14 protein-coding genes and 1 tRNA gene are annotated in these 19102 nt (G+C 57.8%); 7 read left to right on the top strand and 8 right to left on the bottom strand.

Annotated elements, in window-relative coordinates:
• The first annotated feature begins 44 nt into the window (after window positions 1–44).
• The 4 genes from AC07U5_RS08730 (at window position 45) to AC07U5_RS08715 (ending at window position 4318) form a co-directional block, all read left to right on the top strand.
• Window positions 45–1067, top strand: coding sequence for an amino acid ABC transporter substrate-binding protein (locus AC07U5_RS08730; RefSeq protein WP_062425474.1), 1023 nt, complete (start codon window positions 45–47; stop codon window positions 1065–1067).
• A 106-nt stretch (window positions 1068–1173) separates the two neighbouring features.
• On the top strand, window positions 1174–2370 hold the full coding sequence (locus AC07U5_RS08725) for an amino acid ABC transporter permease (RefSeq protein ID WP_113265900.1): 1197 nt from the start codon (window positions 1174–1176) through the stop codon (window positions 2368–2370).
• A 5-nt stretch (window positions 2371–2375) separates the two neighbouring features.
• Window positions 2376–3533, top strand: coding sequence for an amino acid ABC transporter permease (locus AC07U5_RS08720; protein ID WP_494722787.1), 1158 nt, complete (start codon window positions 2376–2378; stop codon window positions 3531–3533).
• An 11-nt stretch (window positions 3534–3544) separates the two neighbouring features.
• Window positions 3545–4318, top strand: a complete 774-nt coding sequence (locus AC07U5_RS08715) for an amino acid ABC transporter ATP-binding protein (RefSeq protein WP_062425471.1) — start codon at window positions 3545–3547, stop codon at window positions 4316–4318.
• 72 nt (window positions 4319–4390) lie between these two features.
• Here the strand turns inward: AC07U5_RS08715 and AC07U5_RS08710 are convergent, their stop codons facing one another.
• Both AC07U5_RS08710 and AC07U5_RS08705 read right to left on the bottom strand, forming a co-directional pair.
• The gene (locus AC07U5_RS08710) at window positions 4391–5236 is read right to left on the bottom strand and encodes a universal stress protein (RefSeq protein WP_113274216.1); all 846 of its coding nucleotides are present in this window, start codon (window positions 5234–5236) and stop codon (window positions 4391–4393) included.
• 119 nt (window positions 5237–5355) lie between these two features.
• Window positions 5356–6129: a competence/damage-inducible protein A gene (locus AC07U5_RS08705; RefSeq protein ID WP_113274217.1), complete on the bottom strand. Its 774-nt coding sequence runs from the start codon at window positions 6127–6129 to the stop codon at window positions 5356–5358.
• A gap of 244 nt (window positions 6130–6373) precedes the next feature.
• Here AC07U5_RS08705 and wrbA point away from each other — a divergent pair, with 244 nt between their 5' ends.
• The gene (gene wrbA / locus AC07U5_RS08700) at window positions 6374–6973 is read left to right on the top strand and encodes an NAD(P)H:quinone oxidoreductase type IV (protein WP_112519040.1); all 600 of its coding nucleotides are present in this window, start codon (window positions 6374–6376) and stop codon (window positions 6971–6973) included.
• Window positions 6974–7447: 474 nt separating this feature from the next.
• Here the strand turns inward: wrbA and AC07U5_RS08695 are convergent, their stop codons facing one another.
• The 5 genes from AC07U5_RS08695 to AC07U5_RS08675 all read right to left on the bottom strand — a co-directional run bounded on the left by AC07U5_RS08695 (window position 7448) and on the right by AC07U5_RS08675 (window position 9258).
• Window positions 7448–7693, bottom strand: a complete 246-nt coding sequence (locus AC07U5_RS08695; protein ID WP_494722786.1) for a DUF982 domain-containing protein — start codon at window positions 7691–7693, stop codon at window positions 7448–7450.
• 72 nt (window positions 7694–7765) lie between these two features.
• Window positions 7766–8056 carry a hypothetical protein gene (locus AC07U5_RS08690; protein WP_062426121.1) on the bottom strand — a complete coding sequence of 97 codons (291 nt, stop codon included), beginning with the start codon at window positions 8054–8056 and terminating at the stop codon, window positions 7766–7768.
• Between the two features lie 65 nt (window positions 8057–8121).
• Complete coding sequence (locus AC07U5_RS08685; RefSeq protein ID WP_494722785.1) at window positions 8122–8679, bottom strand: RNA ligase family protein; 558 nt, start codon at window positions 8677–8679, stop codon at window positions 8122–8124.
• Between the two features lie 184 nt (window positions 8680–8863).
• Window positions 8864–8937, bottom strand: a tRNA-Cys gene (locus tag AC07U5_RS08680).
• Between the two features lie 168 nt (window positions 8938–9105).
• Complete coding sequence (locus tag AC07U5_RS08675; RefSeq protein ID WP_082447214.1) at window positions 9106–9258, bottom strand: DUF3309 family protein; 153 nt, start codon at window positions 9256–9258, stop codon at window positions 9106–9108.
• A gap of 243 nt (window positions 9259–9501) precedes the next feature.
• Here AC07U5_RS08675 and AC07U5_RS08670 point away from each other — a divergent pair, with 243 nt between their 5' ends.
• On the top strand, window positions 9502–10173 hold the full coding sequence (locus tag AC07U5_RS08670; protein ID WP_082447213.1) for a protein-L-isoaspartate O-methyltransferase family protein: 672 nt from the start codon (window positions 9502–9504) through the stop codon (window positions 10171–10173).
• Between the two features lie 197 nt (window positions 10174–10370).
• Window positions 10371–11306, top strand: a complete 936-nt coding sequence (locus AC07U5_RS08665) for a PopZ family protein (protein WP_494722784.1) — start codon at window positions 10371–10373, stop codon at window positions 11304–11306.
• Window positions 11307–11951: 645 nt separating this feature from the next.
• Here AC07U5_RS08665 and AC07U5_RS08660 read toward each other — a convergent pair.
• Complete coding sequence (locus tag AC07U5_RS08660; protein WP_494722783.1) at window positions 11952–18665, bottom strand: apolipoprotein A-IV repeat region-like domain-containing protein; 6714 nt, start codon at window positions 18663–18665, stop codon at window positions 11952–11954.
• Between the last annotated feature and the right edge of the window lie 437 nt (window positions 18666–19102).

Here is a 19102-nt window from a genome sequence, read left to right as displayed (position 1 = left end):
TCGGTCATCTCCAATCGAGAAAAAAGAGACAAAGGTTGGGAAAAATGAAAAAGGCACTTCTGTCAGCCGCTATTGGCGCAGCAGTATTTGGAGCTGCAACGGCTGCATCTGCCGCTACTCTTCAGGATGTTAAGGCAAAGGGCTTCGTCACCTGCGGCGTCAGCTCTGGCATTCCGGGTTTCTCGAACCCCGACGACAAGGGCGAATGGTCCGGTATCGACGTTGACTATTGCCGCGGTATCGCTGCTGCCGTCTTCGGTGATCCGACCAAGGCCAAGTACGTTCCGCTGACCTCGAAGGATCGTTTCCCGGCTCTCCAGTCCGGCGAAGTCGACGTTCTCACACGTAATACCACCTGGACGATCAGCCGCGATACGTCTCTCGGCTTCAACTTCCGCACCGTCAACTATTACGACGGCCAGGGCTTCATTGTTAAGAAGAGCCTGAACGTGAAGTCTGCTCTCGAGCTCTCCGGCGCTGCCGTCTGCGTTCAGCAGGGCACGACGACCGAGCTCAACCTCGCCGACTACTTCAAGACCAACAACCTTCAGTACAACCCGGTGGTGTTTGAAAAGGAATCCGACGCGACCTCCGCTTACGACTCCGGTCGTTGCGACGTCTACACCACGGACCAGTCCGGCCTTTACGCAATCCGTCTGAAGATGAAGAACCCTGATGAAAACATGGTTCTCCCTGAAATCATCTCCAAGGAGCCTCTCGGACCTGCGGTTCGTCAAGGTGACGACCAGTGGTTCGACCTTGTCAGCTGGGTTCACTACGCCATGATCAATGCTGAAGAGCTTGGCATCACCTCCAAGAACGTCGACGAGCAGAAGGCTTCTGCCAACCCGGACGTAAAGCGTCTTCTCGGCACTGAAGAAGGCACCAAGATCGGTACCGATCTCGGCGTCACCAACGAGTGGGCCTACAACATCATCAAGACTGTCGGCAACTACGGCGAAGTCTTCGACCGCAACGTCGGTCCTGGCTCTCCGCTCAAGATCGAGCGCGGCCTGAACTCTCTGTGGAACAAGGGCGGCCTGCAGTACGCGCCTCCGGTTCGCTGATTGCTTTAAAGCCTAAAAGCTTGTGCAGGAGGCGGGGATAATCATCTCTGCCTCCTTCTTCTTCATAAAATAAGCTCGAAAAGAGCATATAGAGGGAAAGGTGCCTATGGCAGGCAAGACGATCCGTTCTGGACCGTCCGGCGCATCCGGCGCGACGTCCATGATCAACGATCCGCGCATGCGGTCCATCTTCTATCAGACCGTGACGCTCATCATCCTGGTGCTGGCCGTCTGGTTCATCACCAACAACACCATCCAGAATCTTCAGAGAGCCAACATCGCCTCTGGCTTTGGCTTCCTGAACGGAAGAGCCGGTTTCGATATCGGTCAGACGCTGATCGACTACAACAATGACAACACGTTTGGTCGCGCACTGATCGTCGGTATATTGAACACCTTGCAGGTGGCAGTGCTGGGCATCATTACGGCCTCGATCATCGGTTTCCTCGTCGGTATTGCACGCCTGTCCAAAAACTGGCTGGTCTCGAAACTTGCACAGGCCTATGTGGAAATCTTCCGCAATCTGCCGCCGCTTCTCGTCATCTTCTTCTGGTACAAGGGCGTCATTACGATTCTTCCGCAGGCCCGTGAATCGCTTGCTCTGCCACTCGATACCTATTTGAACAATCGCGGTTTCTTTTACCCCAAGTTCGTCTGGGGTGAGGGTGCCTGGATGGTTCCTGTAGCATTCCTCGTCGGTATCATCATTACCTTCTTCGTCTATCGCTGGGCAAAGGCCCGGCAGATGCGCACCGGGCAGCCGTTCCGTACCGGTCTGGTCGGCACTGTGGTCATCATTGGCTTGCCAATCTTGACCTTTCTGGCGCTTGGCGCACCGTTGACTTTTGACGTGCCCGTTCTTGGTCGCTTCAATCTGGCCGGCGGCTCGGTTATTGCACCGGAATTCATGTCGCTCTATCTGGCGCTTTCCTTCTACACCGCCTCCTTCATCGCTGAAATCGTCCGTGGCGGCATCAAGGCCGTCGCGAAGGGGCAGACGGAAGCGGCCGAGGCACTCGGCCTTCGTTCCAGCACCACGACACGCCTGATCGTCGTTCCACAGGCGATGCGCATCATCATCCCACCCCTCACCAGCCAATATCTCAATCTGACGAAAAATTCGTCGCTCGCTGTTGCCGTTGGCTTTTCGGATCTCGTCGCGATTGGTGGTACCATCCTCAACCAGACGGGTCAGGCTGTCGAAGTCGTGGCGATCTGGATGATCGTCTATCTGTCGCTGTCCATCACGACGGCGTTGTTCATGAACTGGTTCAACGCGAAGATGGCATTGGTGGAGAGATAAGCGATATGACAACTACTTCCGTTTCCTATATCCGCCGCGAATTGGTGCCGGCTCAGCCGGCGCCATCCAGCCAGGTCGGTGTCGCGCATTGGCTCAAAACGAAACTCTTCGCCACGCCGAAGGACGTCGTGATGACAGTGCTGTCCATCGCACTGCTCGCCTACATCCTTCCGCCTCTGGTGCAGTTTTTGTTCGTCGATGCCGTCTGGACCGGTACCGATCGCTTGGCTTGCCTTACCGTCGCGCAGGGCGGCACTCTGCCGGATGGCCAAGCCGGAGCCTGCTGGGCTTTCGTTGGCGCCAAGTTCCAGCAGTTCATGTTTGGACGTTATCCGTTTGATGAACGCTGGCGTCCGCTTCTGGTCGCAGCAATGTTTGTCATTCTGCTCATCCCGATGCTGATCCCGAAGGCACCCTTCAAGACGGCCAATGCCGTGTTGCTTTTCCTCGTGCTGCCTTTCGTCTCCTTCTTCCTGCTGGTTGGCGGTTACTTCGGCCTGCCGCGGGTGGAGACGCAGCTCTGGGGCGGGCTGATGGTCACGCTCATCCTGTCCTTCTTCGGGATCACCGTATCGCTGCCGCTTGGCATTCTCCTGGCGCTTGGTCGTCGTTCAACGATGCCCGTGATCAAGACACTATGCGTGACCTTCATCGAGGTCATTCGCGGCATTCCTCTGATCACTGTCCTGTTCTTCGCCAGCATCATGCTGCCGCTGTTTCTGCCCGAAGGCGTGACCTTCGACAAGTTCATGCGTGCCCTGGTCGGGGTGTCGCTGTTTGCATCCGCTTATATGGCGGAAGTTATTCGCGGTGGCCTTCAGGCCATTCCGAAGGGGCAGTACGAAGGTGCGGATTCGCTTGGCCTGAATTATTGGCAGAAGAAGCGTCTGATCGTTTTGCCGCAGGCGCTGAAGCTCGTCATTCCCGGCATCGTCAACACCTTTATCGGTCTCTTCAAGGATACGTCGCTCGTGTCGATCATTGGCATGTTCGACCTCCTCGGTATCGTCAACCTCAACCAGTCGGATGCGAACTGGGCAACACCGGTGACACCTGTCACGGGTTATGTGTTTGCCGGGTTCGTATTCTGGATATTCTGCTTCGGCATGTCGCGCTATTCCCTGTTCATGGAGCGCCATCTCGACACCGGACATAGAAAGTAAGGGAAAATCTCATGGCAGAAACCCAAGCAAAGAAGCTCGAAGTTTCGGCGACGGATGTCGCGATCGAAATCACTGGCATGAACAAGTGGTACGGCGATTTTCACGTGCTGCGCGATATCAACCTCAAGGTCATGAAGGGCGAGCGCATCGTTATCGCTGGGCCATCCGGTTCCGGCAAATCGACGATGATCCGGTGTATCAATCGCCTGGAAGAGCACCAGTCGGGCAGCATCGTCGTCGATGGCATCGAACTGACCAACGATCTGAAGAAGATCGATGAAGTGCGCCGTGAAGTCGGCATGGTCTTCCAGCACTTCAACCTCTTCCCGCATCTGACCATTCTGGAAAACTGCACGCTGGCGCCGATCTGGGTTCGCAAAATGCCCAAGAAGGAGGCCGAAGAGATCGCGATGCACTATCTGAAGCGCGTCAAGATCCCCGAGCAGGCGCATAAATATCCCGGCCAGCTTTCCGGTGGCCAGCAGCAGCGTGTGGCGATTGCTCGCTCGCTCTGCATGAAGCCCAAGATCATGCTCTTCGACGAGCCGACATCGGCACTTGACCCGGAAATGGTCAAGGAAGTGCTCGACACCATGGTGAGCCTTGCCGAAGACGGCATGACCATGCTCTGCGTCACCCACGAAATGGGCTTTGCCCGCCAGGTGGCCAACCGCGTGATCTTCATGGACCAGGGCCAGATCGTCGAACAGAACGCCCCGCAGGAGTTCTTCGACAATCCGCAGCATGAGCGCACCAAGCTCTTCCTGAGTCAGATCCTGCACTAGTCCTCTTGCGACTAAAGAAAAAAGAAACCCGCCGGTCGCCCGGCGGGTTTCTTTTTGGAGGATGTTTTCGCGTCAGCGGGACATCAAGGTCATCGCCGTCATCGAGTCGAGGAGCGTGCGGGTCACGCCGCCAAACAGCATTTCCCACCAGCGGGAATGACCATAGGCACCCATCACCAGCAGATCGATACTGGTATCCGCCAGTCGATTTTCAATCGCCGTATGCGGCGCGACACCTTGAATTTTTTCCTGCGAGGTCACCGTCACATTGATGCCGTGGCGTGCAAGCGTTGCGGCGATCTCAGAACCCGCCAGGGCCGCGGTCTGCGAATCATTGTCTTCCATGTCGACGGAGAACACTTCGACGCTCTCTGCTGCCTTAAGGAAGGGCAAGGCGTCAAAGGTAGCGCGTGTTGCTTCCCGCGATCCATTCCACGCAATCAGCACCCGGCGGATCGGTTTCGGCTCGGTTAAAATGTTAGGGATAAGAAGAACAGGACGACCGCTCTCATAGAGAAAATTGTCGATATCGGCGCGGCTATCCGACAAGGCAAACGAAGCATGCTGTCTTGCAACAATCAGATCGGCGCAGCGCGCGCTTTGAAGCGAGGACTTGGCGGAGTAACCGACCGAAGAAGCGAAGCTGCGCCATTCGCTGGAAATACCGTTCGCTGTCATGCCTTCGGCAAAGACTTTCTGGGACTCTTCGGTTTCCTTATGGGCCACATCCTGTACCGCCTGCACGGTGGCGGGATCGGGGATTTCCATAGGTGCGACAAGCGGTACGGCCGCCAGCGTCTCCATATGAAGCCCTATCACATGTGAAGAGAATTGTTGCGCCAGCTGAGCCACGAAAGCGTCCAGATGACGCGTGTTTTCAGCGGTGTCGACAACAGCGAGGATCGTTCTGTAGCCCATGGCCATTCTCCTTGTGACGCATCAATGACAGGTCCAAGATGATCCCGTCATTCGCTCGTCGCCTTGATCCTTATCAAGACGGAACCTGCACAGATTAAACGTATTGCGCCCAAAGGAGTTCACGCAAACGTGGAGGAAGCCTTCACTTTCGCAATGTTTTCAATCATCGCCGCCACGTCTCTTGCTGCTGCCTCCAGCAGGTGCGCATCTCGCGCGCGGACCACGATTTCGGTGGAGAAGCGCTGCCCGTCATATTTCGGATAGGAACCGATGCTGGTCTGAGGGTGAGCCCTCTGGATTTCGCTCAGAGGCGTTCCGATGTCACCCTCCCCAAATTGCGATGTCACCGACTGGGACATCATCTTCGCGCCCGTTTTGAGGGTCGGCACGACATTGTCGAGCATGGCCTGGAAAACCTGCGGCACGCCCGCCATGACATAGACATTCTCGACGATGAAGCCTGGCGCGACCGAGACAGGGTTGGCGATGTGCTGTGCGCCGCGCGGCATGCGGGCCATGCGTTTGCGCGCCTCGGTAAACTCCATTTCCCGGGCGCGATACATGTCTGCGAGAATTTGCAAGGCATCCGCATCATGCTCGCAGGGCAGGTTGAATGCGACGGACACGGCATCGGCCGTAATGTCGTCATGCGTTGGGCCGATTCCTCCCGAGGTGAACACGTAATCGTAGCGAGCGCGAAGAGCGTTCAAAGCTTCAACAATGGCTGGCTCATCATCGGCGACGATCCGCACTTCCTTCAGGTCGATGCCAGACATGGTGAGGACATCGGCGAGGTGTCCGATATTCTTGTCTTTGGTGCGACCCGACAAGAGCTCATCGCCGATGGCGAGCATGGCGGCCGTAACCGGGGAGGAGGGAGAGGCAGAAGACATGGAAGGATACTCACGCGACACGATGTGCGCAGACGTTAAACCCGCCAGCGGCGAATGCAATATGCAAGGTCATAAAATAGGACTGTATACCGACGTACTGCCGTCGTTCGCAAATCGAGAACGGTGCGTCCTTTCCGCACCTCTCGCTCTCGCCCCATTCCTCTGTTAGCGTCCTGTTACAGCAGCGGCGTAGAAATCGTCCGCGATCCTGATGCTGAACAACAACAATGAGGAAAGACCAACGATGGCAAAAGTTCTGGTGCTCTATTACTCGTCCTACGGTCATGTGGAAACAATGGCTTACGCCGTTGCAGAAGGTGCAAAGTCTGCAGGCGCCGACGTCGTCGTGAAGCGCGTTCCCGAACTCGTCCCGGAAGAGGTCGCAAAGTCCTCTCACTTCAAGCTGGATCAGCAGGCACCGATCGCGACCGTCGAAGAGCTTGCAGATTACGACGCGATCATCGTTGGCGCCGGCACACGCTTCGGCACCGTTGCTTCGCAGATGCGTAACTTCTGGGATCAGACGGGTAGCCTGTGGTTCAGTGGCAAGCTGGTTGGCAAGGTGGGCTCGGCCTTCACCTCCACGGCGACGCAGCACGGCGGCCAGGAATCCACGATCCTCGGCTTCATCCCGACCTTCCTTCACCACGGCATGGTCGTGGCAGGTCTGCCTTATGCCTTCCAGGGTCAAATGGGCGTCGACGAAATCAAGGGCGGCTCGCCTTACGGCGCATCGACTATCACGGATGGTGATGGCTCGCGCCAGCCTTCGGCAGTAGAGCTGGAAGGCGCAAAGTTCCAAGGCGCGCACGTCGCCAAGCTTGCAGCCAAGCTGTCGGCCTAAGCCTCATAGACAAAACGAAAATGCGGCCCGTGAGGCCGCATTTTCATAACTGCCGTGAGAGGCAGCTGAGATATCGAATTGTTTACGAGCTTTAGACCAGCGGGTTGACCATGATCAGGCAGGTCACAACCACAAATCCCAGAAGCGATATTTCGAGCAAACTGTTTAGGCCGTCACGCATCTCATTACCCTCCAGATTTCCGTACCAGGAAAACGTGGAAAACATAACGTAGTTCCGCGACAACGATACGAATCTTAATGGACGGTAAAGAAAATCTCTTATCCCGTGTTTCGGTCAGCCGGTAATGATGAAAGCGATGATCAGGTGGCCGACGATACTCACCACAAGGCAGGTCATCAAAAGCAGGAGCAGGGGCTTCTTCATCGTTTTCTACACTCTTCCAGGCTGACTCAGTCGCCATCTTCTACGCGCCGCAAACGCGGGCGTTAAGCCACAGTCTCTATGTTGCGACATTATGCCTTGATATCGAGGCCAGCCTCAAGTGCAGCGGCCACAAAAGCGCGCCGTGCATCCTCGGGTTTCTTTTTGCCAGATCCGACAGCAGCGCAGACGAGGAGAGCTTGATCGAGTGCGTCACCGTCTTCCACGGGCCAGTCCTCGATCATCGTCCAGGAGGCGGCTTGGGTCGTTTCGATGCTGATGTAATTGCCAGGTTCTTCCAGCGCGACCATAACCGGCTTGCTCCATTTCGTATGCATCTTATCCTCTACCGCTTCACTCGATCAGAGGATGCCTGTAGCCCGTTCGAGCGCTGTGTTCAACGGTTCGGATTAGTCATCACGCCCAAAGGTCAGCCAATCGCGGATGATGCGGCGATCGATGATCTTGATCGAACGATCCGGCTGGATCTGATAGGTCTCAATCACGCGGTCACCATTCCAGCGCCTGAAGTTGTGGGTGAAGGTGCTACCGATAGGCGACTTCGTCAGCTTGGTGCGCGGCTGACCATTATAGGTGATACTGCCAGGAATAGGCTCGAGATTTGCAGACGAGATTCCGGTCGTGCAGCTTGCAAGCGCGAGTGCGAGGATGGAAACTGCGATAAGGGACTTCGCTTTCATGATACGCTCCTTGCGACGCCAAATGACTTCGGCTGAGGAGTAACTGAAAGCCTCGACCAAGGTTCCTATTCTCCGGCCAAGCCGTTGGGTACGATGTCCATCTTCATCCAGTGGACATCCGTTTGTACATGTCCTTCTCTTATATACTTGCCTAAGAAGTCGGGCATAGCGCTCTCTGCAAAGGCGGAGGCACGCCTGACCACGAAGCCTTCTTGTTGGCACGTATTGAGAGCCTTCGCGAGATCATCAAATAAACCCTGTTTGTATGGGCCACGATACATTATCGGAACATGTTGAATGTTCAGCTCTGCGAAACGAGCACGCGTTATGTCCCAAGACTGGATTTCGTCACCAACGATCCACGCAAAACCCAGGAAATACGAGGGTAAAGAATGATAAGTGATGGAGTGACGGGCGTATAGGTTTTCGCCAATAATACGTTCATCGTCCGCAAGGTGCGGAGAAATACCAGCGGCAAACGCCTTTACCCAGTCACGAGAAGAATGATAGCGGCCATCGGTGCTTCGCGCGTGGCACCCGCCAGCGCGAATGGTGGTGTTCTCACCATCCATCTTTTCGGTGACAACCAGATCACCGACCTTCAAGCCATCGAGGGATGGCATGATCTTGTCGTCGCTCGTTGCTCCCGGCGAGTGTGGCAGGTGAAATGTGCGGCCGTATTTTCTCATATGGAAGAGATAACATGCCCGTCATAGATAAGTCACCAGAGCGTCCAGCAGGTCATGCTGGCTACGCACCAACGCGGCAATCGCAAGAGATATCCAGAGGTGACTATGTGTAGATTTTTGGAGGCCTCGCCCGGAATTGAACCGGGGTACAAGGATTTGCAGTCCTCTGCGTCACCACTCCGCCACGAGGCCTCACACGCTCGTCTGTTTGAGCGATGGCGGGGATTTAGAACGAATCCATTTTCGGTGCAATAGGGGAGTTGGAAAAACTCCCGATAAGTTTTTTTATGCAGCTTTAGGATCAGGAAAGAGCCCCTTCAGACCTCTCGATCGCATCGGGGCTCTTTGTCGTCTCCTAAATCAAATTCTGCCAAGCAGAACCAAAATCAGGACGATGACCAGCACCAGGCCAAGACCGCCCGACGGGCCCCATCCATAATTGTGGTATCCCCAGTTCGGAAGTGCGCCGACCAGGAATAGAATCAGAAGGATGACTAGGATTGTACCGAGCATGTTTGCCTCCACCCGTTGATGATACGTCAGTAACGCAATAATGATTAGGCGGATAAAAAAGTTCCCGGGAGCGGTATCAGCCGACGTTGTTTCGGGTAGCAGATGTTCCGCGGCGTATGGTCGTTTCTTTTTAGCCCACTGATGCATGCTTGTGCTTGAAAGCACGGGCGGAGCCCATTAAGACGATTAGCAAAATGTGGACACAGCTGTGTCTGCCAGGCTTTTACTCGAGGCAAGCACGACATGATGGATTTTGAAACCGCACGCGCGAAAATGGTGGACGGCCAGGTGCGTACGACCGATGTAACGTCCCATTCGGTGCTCAAGGCGTTTCTTTCCGTACCGCGTGAGGCCTTCGTTCCAGACAACGTCAAGCAGGTCGCTTACATGGACGAAGATCTGCAAATCTGTCCTGCCAAGGATGGGCTTGCGGCGCGTTACCTCTTGAAGGCTTCGCCCATTGCCAAGATGTTGCAGCTCGTGGCTGTCACCAAAGATGACCTGGTTTTGGAAGTTGGTGGTGCGACGGGTTACGTCTCCGCAATCCTCTCGGAACTCGCAGGCTCCGTTGTTTCGCTGGAAAGCGATCCTGAACTGTCTGCGAAGGCGACCGAAACGCTTGCCGCACTGGGTTACGTCAATGTGGTTACGGTTGCTGGCCCGCTGGAGCAGGGACATGCCGCCCAGGCACCCTACGATGTGATCTTCATCAATGGCGCTGTTGAGGAGGTGCCGCAGGCGCTTCTCGACCAGCTCGCCGATGGTGGTCGTCTGATTGCCGTCGTGGGTTATGGCAATGCAGCCAAAGCCAGCGTTTATCGCCGGGACGGCAAGGGTGTGTCGGCGGCGACCTTCTTCAACGCGTCGCTGAAGCCGCTCCCGGGCTTTGCCAAGGCTAAGGAATTCGTTTTCTAAATCGGTTGCAAAAGCAGATGGTTAACAGATGGCCCGGTGCACGCCGGGCCATTTTTGTTTGTAAATAAAGCTGTGTATCGCGCAAATCATCCACCCGCATGGATTCTCTTCTGAGCGCTCGTGCCCTACACTCAAGATGATTCGGAGCATGCGTATTCTGCTCCGGCCCGTCTTGAATGTGAAAATCGGGGATAAAAATGGCTCAGCCGAGTGTAGCGCGTGAACCATCTATGGAAGAGATTCTGGCATCGATCCGCAGGATCATCGAAAGCAACGAACCTGCGCCGTCGAATGGATTTCCAGGTCAGCCGGCTACCGAGTTCGAACTTGGCGAGGTGGAGCTGGATATGGATTTTGCCGAGGATATCTCAGCAGAGATCCCGAGCCCGCCGGCCCATGTTCCTCCGGCTGCCAATCAGGGCTATGGCGCGCGCCAGTTCAACGATTTCGCGCCTGTCGTCGAAAGAGAAGAGCCTGTCGCCGAGAAGTCGATGTCGCTCGCCGACGTGGCGGCACGGGTTCGCGCAGCCGCAGATCGTAATGCAACGCTTGGGCCCCAGGGCAGCCTGGCTCAGGGACATGGCGTGACGCCGGCGCCTACCGCTTCACCAGCGCCAACGCAGTCCTCTTTGGAGGCTGAGCGCCCACAGGTAGCACAGCCTGCCCGCCCTACGGATGTGCGTCCGTTGTTGGCTGCCACAGCACCGCAGCCGCTCCGGGAAATGCCGACGTTCAATCCTCCGCCGCAAGCCGCGGCACCTGCACCAGCACCACAGCCTGTCCCCGTTTGGGAAACGATGCAGTTGCGCGGCGCGGTGGAAGAAGAGAAGCCTGTATCTCGCGCTGTCGACGTTCGCCAGGAGCCTACTGCCGAACCTGTCGTTCAGAAGAGCGAGCCCAAGCTCGATCTACCAGTGAACCTGGTATCCGCCGAAGCCGGCGCCCAGATCGCCCGGTCCTTCGGCGCTCTTGCTGAAGTATTTGACGGCGTGCGTAACCCGACCATCGAGACTGTCGCTCAGGACATGCTGCGGCCAATGCTGCAGGAATGGCTGGAAGACAACCTGCCGACGATCGTCGAGCGTATGGTTCGTGAAGAAATCGAGCGCGTTGCGCGTGGTCCTCGTCGTTGATGCACATTGGAGGAAGGCTGCACCTTTCTCCTGACCGTGCCGAGACGAGGTCACCTTGAGGTCATGATGACCTTTAGTTGATACAGAAAGCCGCTGTGGAGATGATCTCCTCAGCGGCTTTTGCTTTTGTGTGCTTCGTTTGCGCCGGCGCTTGACGCCTTCTTTCGCAGCATTGTTTGTCAGAACGTGGGATCACGACTGTAAGCGAAGCTTATTCAAACGCACCTTCCGCAAAATTCCAGAGACTGTCTATTTCGATTCCGACAATAAGTGATCTAGGTACTCGACTCTGCAGAAAGGCGAAGAGGAAAACCACGACGCGATATGGATTTGCCTCCGAGTTGGATCGAGTTCCGAGTCGCAAGAAGATGGCGTGTTGACCACAGCATCGGCCTAACAATCGGACTCGATTTTCGAAAAGCACGATGCGTGGATCCCAAAAGTAAAGCAACTTGCGACCGGTAGGACGCACAGTGCTTCAGCCATTCATTCACTCTGCCTGAATTGTTGCAAATGCTTTGCTTGTGCGGTGTTCCGCTCAGCGTTTTGTCAAGACATGTCAGCCGAGATCCAAGGCGCGTCCATCAAACGAAAACGCCCCCGCAGTGGCGAGGGCGTCTTCCAACAGTCTATCGAAAAGCTTGCTTAGCTGAAGCGCCCGGCTGCGTGGGCCAGCATGGTGTAAACCTTGCCGGTATCGGACGTCAGGTAGGACTGTGTCACCGTACGGTCACGATCCGTGCGGGCAACATCCGCCAGAAGCTTTTCGAAGTCGGAGATGTATCGATCGACGGCGGTCCGGAACTCCGACTCACGCTCATATTTGCGCTTGATCTCGTCGAAGGTCTGCTGTCCCTTCAAAGTGTAGAGGCGACGCGTGAAGACGTCGCGCTCGCCGCGCTGATATCGACCCCACAACTCGACAGACGCATCGTGATCGATGGCCCGTGCGATATCCACGGAAAGCGAATTCAGTGACTCGACGACATGGCGCGGGTTGCGGCTGTCGGCGGCACGTGTCTGCTGTTCCGCTGCGGGCCGGGCTGCAGATGGGACAGGTGCCATCGGTGCTGCGCCGTCCTGAGCGTCGCGAGAGGCGCCGCGCAACAGATCGCTAATCCACCCACCGCCTTCTTCACGGCGCTGAAGCGGTGCCGAAAGACCAGGCTGCGAAGGCGCTGGACGTTGCTCGACGGGAGCGACGTTGCGGATGACCGGTGCCGCTGGCTGCTGCTGCACGGGAGCTGCTGTTGCTGCCGGTGTAGGCAGCGGCTGCTGTTGCGGGCGTGGCTCTACGCGCGCCTGTTGAGGCTGAGGGGCGGCGGGCTTGGTGGCCGCAATCGCCCGAGCTGCCGGCTCGGAGATTTCAAACTGCTGCGTGGAGCGACCCACCAGCTGCGAAATATCCTGCAGCGCCTTGATCTGCTCGGAAACGGCGCGACGCATGGCGGCTGCACTTTCCTTGGCTTCTTCCGGCAGGTCGAATGCACCGCGTTTCAATTCGGCGCGGGTGGCATCGAGCTCCTGGCGGATATCCTGGCTGGAGCGGCGGATCTCTTCCGTCGCGCCGGAGAAGCGATTGACCGCTTCCTGCACCGCTTCACGCAATGTTTCGCGCATGACCGTGGCCGCCGCATTCGACTTGTCGGTTGCGGTATTGATCAGCTTGTCGACGTCGGACAGCGACGAGGCGACACCGTTGCGCAGACGACCTGCAAGCTCGTCCGAATACTTCTGTGTCTCGGACATGGTGCCTTCGATCGCACGTGCCGCTTCCTGGCTGGCTGCCAGAAGCGCGCCACGCATGTTCTGCGCCGCACTGCGCGCCCGCTGTTCGGTCTCGTCCAGCGAGCGACCAATATCGTCGAAGGAGGAGTTGAGGTTTTCGCGCAAGTTGCCAGCCACTTTGGTGGAGCGCTGCTCGGCTTCGCCCAACGTCTGCTCCACGACGGACATAACGCCGCGCATGGAGTTTTCGATTTCCTCGGAGCGCTGCAACAGACCCACGGAGAGCGAGCGAAGCGCTTCCTGGCGTTCTTCCAGCGTGCCGACGAGGTTGGCCTGCGCGGAGGTCAGAAGCTCGCCTGCCTGCGACAGAACCGAGGTGTGCTCATCGAAGCGTGCCACAATGCCGGCGACCTGAGACAGCGTGGTTCCGGATACATTGGCCAGACGATCGACCTTGCTCTCGAGGAGGCGGCTGGAGGTGGTGATGAGGTCGGATGCGCGCGATGCGGATTCCGAGAAGCTTGTGGTGGCGCTGTTGAGAGCCAGATCGGCCTGCTTGAATTCCTGCGTCGCGCGTGCCACCGCCACGTTCAAACTGTCGGTAGCGCCATTGACCACGTCCGTCATGCTCGAATGGCTCTGCGACAGCATGTCGGTGCTCTGACGCGTCGCCGAAACCAGCTTGTTGGCGGCATCACTGCTGGCGCGAGCGTAATCGTCGATGGCCTGCTCGACCATGCCGACCATGCCGCTATTGGTTTCCGACAGAAGGTTTGCGCTTTGCTGAGCCGCAGTAACAATCTTCTCAGCCGCATCCTGGCCGACGACAGCATATTCGTTGACGATCGGCTTTGCCTTCTCCTCAATGAGGCGAGACAGTTCGGCAGAACGGCTTGCCAGCATGGAGTTGAGTTCGCGGGTGCGGCTGTCGAGCGTATGGCGGATAGACTCACCACGGGCATCGAGCGCGCTTTCGACATTGGTCAACGTCTCGGAGATGGCGCCGACCTGGGTGCGGACGACAGCTTCTGCTTCGGCAACCTTGTTGACGATGGCGTTGCCAGCATCGGAGAAGGTCTGTGCAACCGCAGCGGCCTGGCCCGAAAGCCTGCTCTGCGCATCGGAAATCCGGCCAACGATCTCATCTGAGCGCTGTTCGATGGTGCGGGTGAACTCGTCGTTGCGGGACTTGATCTGGTCTGCAAACTCAAGGCCGGTCTTGCTGATGAACTCGGTCGAGCGCACCGCCTCGTGATCGATGCTCTGGGCGGCGTCAGCCACCGCATCGCGAAGCGTGCGAGCAAGGCCGGAAGCCTTGCCTTCAATCGTGCGGTTGACGTTTTCAAGCCCGACATTAAGCGCGCGATCCATCGTGCCGAGACGCTCGTCGATCCGAGCCGTACCGGTCAAGAACACGCTCTCAAGCTTCTGCGTGGCGTCATCAAGCGTTGCATTGACGTTGGTCAGATCGGACTGGAGCTTGCCATGCAAAGCTCCAATATTGTTTTCCAACCGCGTGCCGGTTTCACCGAGACGGTTGGAGACCGTGTTGACGGAGTTTTCGATGCGTGAGGTCAGCGATTCCGACGCCGTGTCGATCGTCCGCTGCAAAACTTCCTGCTGCGTTTCGAAAGACATCTCCAGCATGCTGGTGCTGGAGGCAACGGTGGTTGCAAGCGACATGGTCTGGTCAGACAGAAGATCGCCAAGCTGCTCCTTGGCAGAGCCCAGTGTTTCCGAAAGAGCGGAATGATGCTGATCCAACGTGGTGCGGATGGCGTCGTGCGATGTCTGAAGATTGTCTTCCAGGCGCTGTACGCCGGTTTCCATCGTGTTGGCGAAGTTGCCAGCACCGGATTCGACTGCGGTTTCGATGCGCGTCGCTGCGGAAGCAACCGTCTGCTCGATCAACTCGCTGTTGCGCTCGACGGTCCGGCTGATGGTGTAGGCCTGCGTGCCAAGCATCGTGTCGAGACGCAGATGGCCGACCGATAGTGCTTCTTCCATGGCGGATGTCGTCGATGTCAGTCGTTCTTCGGCATCCGAGACCGTGCGGGCAAGGCTCGCAGCGCGTCCATCGAGAGCAGAAGCAAGGCGCTCTTCGGCCGACGAGATCGCCATGTCGATGGCGATGGTGCGGCTGTCGAGCGTATCGGCAAGACGTTCTTCGACGCCGGACACCACCGAGGTCAGGGCACCCGTCCGGCCATCCAAAGTTCCGGCCAGACGTTCTTCGGCCGACGAGAATGCCATGTCGATGGCCATGGTGCGGCTGTCGAGCGTATCAGCCAGACGCTCTTCCACGCCGGACACGACGGAAGTCAGGGCGCTGGTGCGGCCATCAAGGGTTTCGGCAAGACGTTCTTCGGCAGAGGAGAATGCCATGTCGATAGCCATGGTGCGGCTGTCGAGCGTATCGGTAAGACGTTCTTCGACGCCGGACACGACGGAAGTCAGGGCGCTGGTGCGGCCATCCAGGGTTTCGGCCAGACGCTCTTCGGCAGAAGAGAAGGCCATGTCGATAGCCATGGTACGGCTATCAAGCGTATCGGTGAGACGTTCCTCCACGCCGGACACCACGGAAGTGAGGGCGTTGGTGCGACCATCCAGAGTTTCGGCCAAACGCTCTTCAGCACTGGAGAAGGCGATATTGATCGCCATCGTCCGGCTATCCAACGTGTCGGCGATGCGGCCTTCGACGCCATTGACGGCATCGTTCAGTGCTTGAGTACGGCTCTCCAACGTATCGGCAATACGGGTCTCGATACCGGAAACGGCCGACGTCAATGAGGCTGCGCGGCTGTCGAGCGTTTCTGCAATCCGCTCTTCAGCGGACGAGAATGCCATGTCGATGGCCATAGTGCGGCTGTCGAGTGTATCGGCGATGCGCTCTTCCACACCTGCAACAACGCTATTGAGCGCCAAGGTGCGGCTGTCCAGCGTGTCGGCCAAACGGCCTTCGACATCGCTGACGATATTGGTGAGGTTTGACGCGCGGGTATCGAGCGTTTCCGCAATCCGCTCTTCGGCTGTAGAGAATGCCATGTCGAGCGCCGTGGTGCGGCTGTCGAGGGCATCGGCTATACGGTCTTCCACACCGGCAACGACATTGCCCAAAGCTGATGTACGGCTGTCCAGCGTATCGGCCAAACGGCCTTCGGCACCGCTGACGAGGTTGGTCAGGTTGGACGTGCGGGTATCCAGCGTTTCGGCAATGCGCTCTTCTGCGCTGGAGAATGTCATGTCGAGGGCCATGGTGCGGCTGTCGAGCGCATCGGCAATGCGTTCTTCAACGCCCGCAACGACATTGCCCAAGGCAGACGTGCGGCTGTCCAATGTGTCGGCCAAACGGCCTTCGACACCGCTGACAAGGTTGGTGAGATTGGACGTGCGGGTATCCAGCGTTTCGGCAATCCGCTCTTCAGCGGTGGAGAATGCCATGTCGAGCGCCATTGCGCGGCTATCGAGTGCATCGGTGATGCGCTCTTCCACACCGGCAACGACGGTGCCGAGTGCGGACGTGCGGCTGTCCAGTGTTTCCGCCAGACGGCTGTCGACATCGTTGACCATGGTCGTCAGAGCAGAGGTCCGCGTATCGAGTGTCTCGGCAATGCGCTCTTCAGCGGTTGAGAACGCCATGTCGAGGGCCATGGTGCGGCTATCGAGCGTATCGGCGATCCGTTCTTCAACGCCGGCAACGACGTTGCTGAGCGCTGCGGTGCGGCTGTCCAACGTGTCGGCGATGCGGTCTTCAACGCCGGAGACGGCACCGGTAATGGCAGCAGCGCGGCTATCCAGCGTTTCGGCCAGGCGACGCTCGACATCGGCGACGACGTTGTTGATGGCGGCGGCTCGCTCATCCAGCAGTGCGGCGAGGTGTTCGGCGGTACCGGCAACCGATCCGGTGATGGCTTCCGAGCGGCTGGCAAGCGCGCTGTCGAAACGATTCTGGCTTTCGGTGAGCGCGCCGAAAAGCTGGGCGCTACGCTCGGCAAGAACCGCATCGATCTTCTCATGCGTGCCGACAATCGCGCTGGAAATCTCGTTGGTGCGGGCGCTCAAGGCGTCCGTCAGTTCGCGGGTGCGCGTTTCGAGCGAGCTTTCCAGCATTTCCTGGCCAGCGCCCAGCGATGTCGCGAGAGCCAGGGACTGGTCGGTGAGGGTGCTGTTCAGGCGATCGATATTGGAACTGAGAATACCGCTGAGCGAATCCGTGCCGCCTGCAACCGTCTCGTTGATGCGTGCCAGGCTCTCCATCAGCTTGCTGTCGAGCGTACCGGCGCGCTGATCGAAGGCGCTGGCAAACTCTGCAACATGCGCGTCGAACGCCGTGTTCACCAGGCCGACGGTCGTCTGAAGCTTCTCTTCGAAGAGGCCCGAACGCAGATCGATATCCATGATCGCATCGTCTGCCGTGCTCTGCAGACTCTGACGGAAGGACATGCCCTTCTCTTCCAACGTCGCGGAGAGCTTGCCGAGCACCGTGTCGAGAGACCCGTCGATGACCTGTTGGCCGCGGCTGATATTCTGCGACAGTTCCTGCGTGCGCTTGGTGAGTGTGTCGTTGAGCAGGCGGGTATGCTCGTCCATGGACTGGTTGAGCATTTCCGTGCCGCTCGAAAGAGCGGTGGCATGCGTTGCGAATTTCTCGATCAGAGCATTTCCACGCTCGTCGAACGTATTGGAGAGATCGTGGAGACGCAGGTCGAATTCGTTGTTGAGCGCCGCTCCAGAACTGTTCAGAGCATTCAGCAGGTTCTCGGTCTTCGCTGCAATCAGCGTGCCCATCGCTTCCGTCGAAACGCGGGATTTCTCGAGAAGCGCTGCGGAGCGCGTGTCGATCATCGACGCGAACGCCTCACCACTGGTGGCAAGACGCATGGAGAGCTCTTCACCAACCAGTGACAGCTCTTCCTTGAGCTGCTCCTGGGCGCCGAAGATCGAGGAGCGGATACGCTCCGCGTGGCTGATAATGGCGTCGCGTTCTGCGGTCAGCTCGTGAACGAGGCCCCGCACGCGCAGTTCGTTGTCGGCATAGCTGCGCTCGAGCGCATTGACTTCCGAATGAACCAGCGTCTCAAGCTCGGTCGCGCGGGCAATGGTGCGCTCGATGCCATCATTCATGGCGGACACTTCGCGGCGAACCGCCTGGCCAACCGACATGATCCGCTCGGATGCGATCGTTTCCGGCTCTGCGAGACGCAGCGCGACTTCTGCCATGGAGCGTGCGGCGTTGCGCAGATCCTTGGCGCGCGCCATCATGATGGCGAAGGCGAAGAACAGCATGATTGGAACGACAATGCCGACCATGATCGCCATCAGGCCGGGAATCGCGAAAAGCTGTGCAATCGAGCCTACATTCCAGATCTGGCCGCCATAAATGGCATGCGCAAGACCGACGCCGGCAATCGCCCAGAAGACCGATACGATTGATGCATTGCGGATGGCGCCCGTCATCGAGCCGGCCTCCAGCGATCGCAGGATCATCGCCGGGCTACGCTTGGTGCCGTCATTGGCAGCCTCAAGCCCTCCGGCTCTTGACTGCTGCTCGCTCGCCGCGCGCGCTGCCGCTGCCTGAGCCGAAGACTGTGCCTGCTGGTCGTTCTTACGCGGTCTATTCTGTTCTGGCACTCTTGCCTCCGCGGGCTTGGGAGTGGACCTTCTACGAGGCTCCGGCTGGTTTTCGTATGCGCCGAGCTGCAAAGCATCTTCAAGTGCCTGATACGCAGTCTCGTCGATCGAGTCGCTAAACTTGTTGTTCGCCATGCGGTTACGCCTCGTTACATATACGCCCGGCTCATGCCGTTCATTCGCCCGCCGCCTGCAAACGAATATCCGCCATCATGCCTGCAAGACACCTTGAACCATCATGGTCGCCCGGTGGCCTGTTCCTTACTAACACCTGAAAGTGGTCACCCAGCTTTAAGGCAAAAAAATACATCAGCTTGCCGAATCCGCAAAACCGGGGAAGAGGTGATGCGGCACCGAATAACGGTAGTGACACATTTGCAGCTTTTAAACAATTAACACGGGCGGGGAAGGCGGTCCAAGTGCCTGCTTGTTAACAG

It is taken from the genome of Agrobacterium sp. GW821-FHT02D03, from assembly GCF_059421725.1.
Note: the sequence above shows the minus strand (reverse complement) of the source record. Positions and strands in the feature narration are given on the sequence as shown.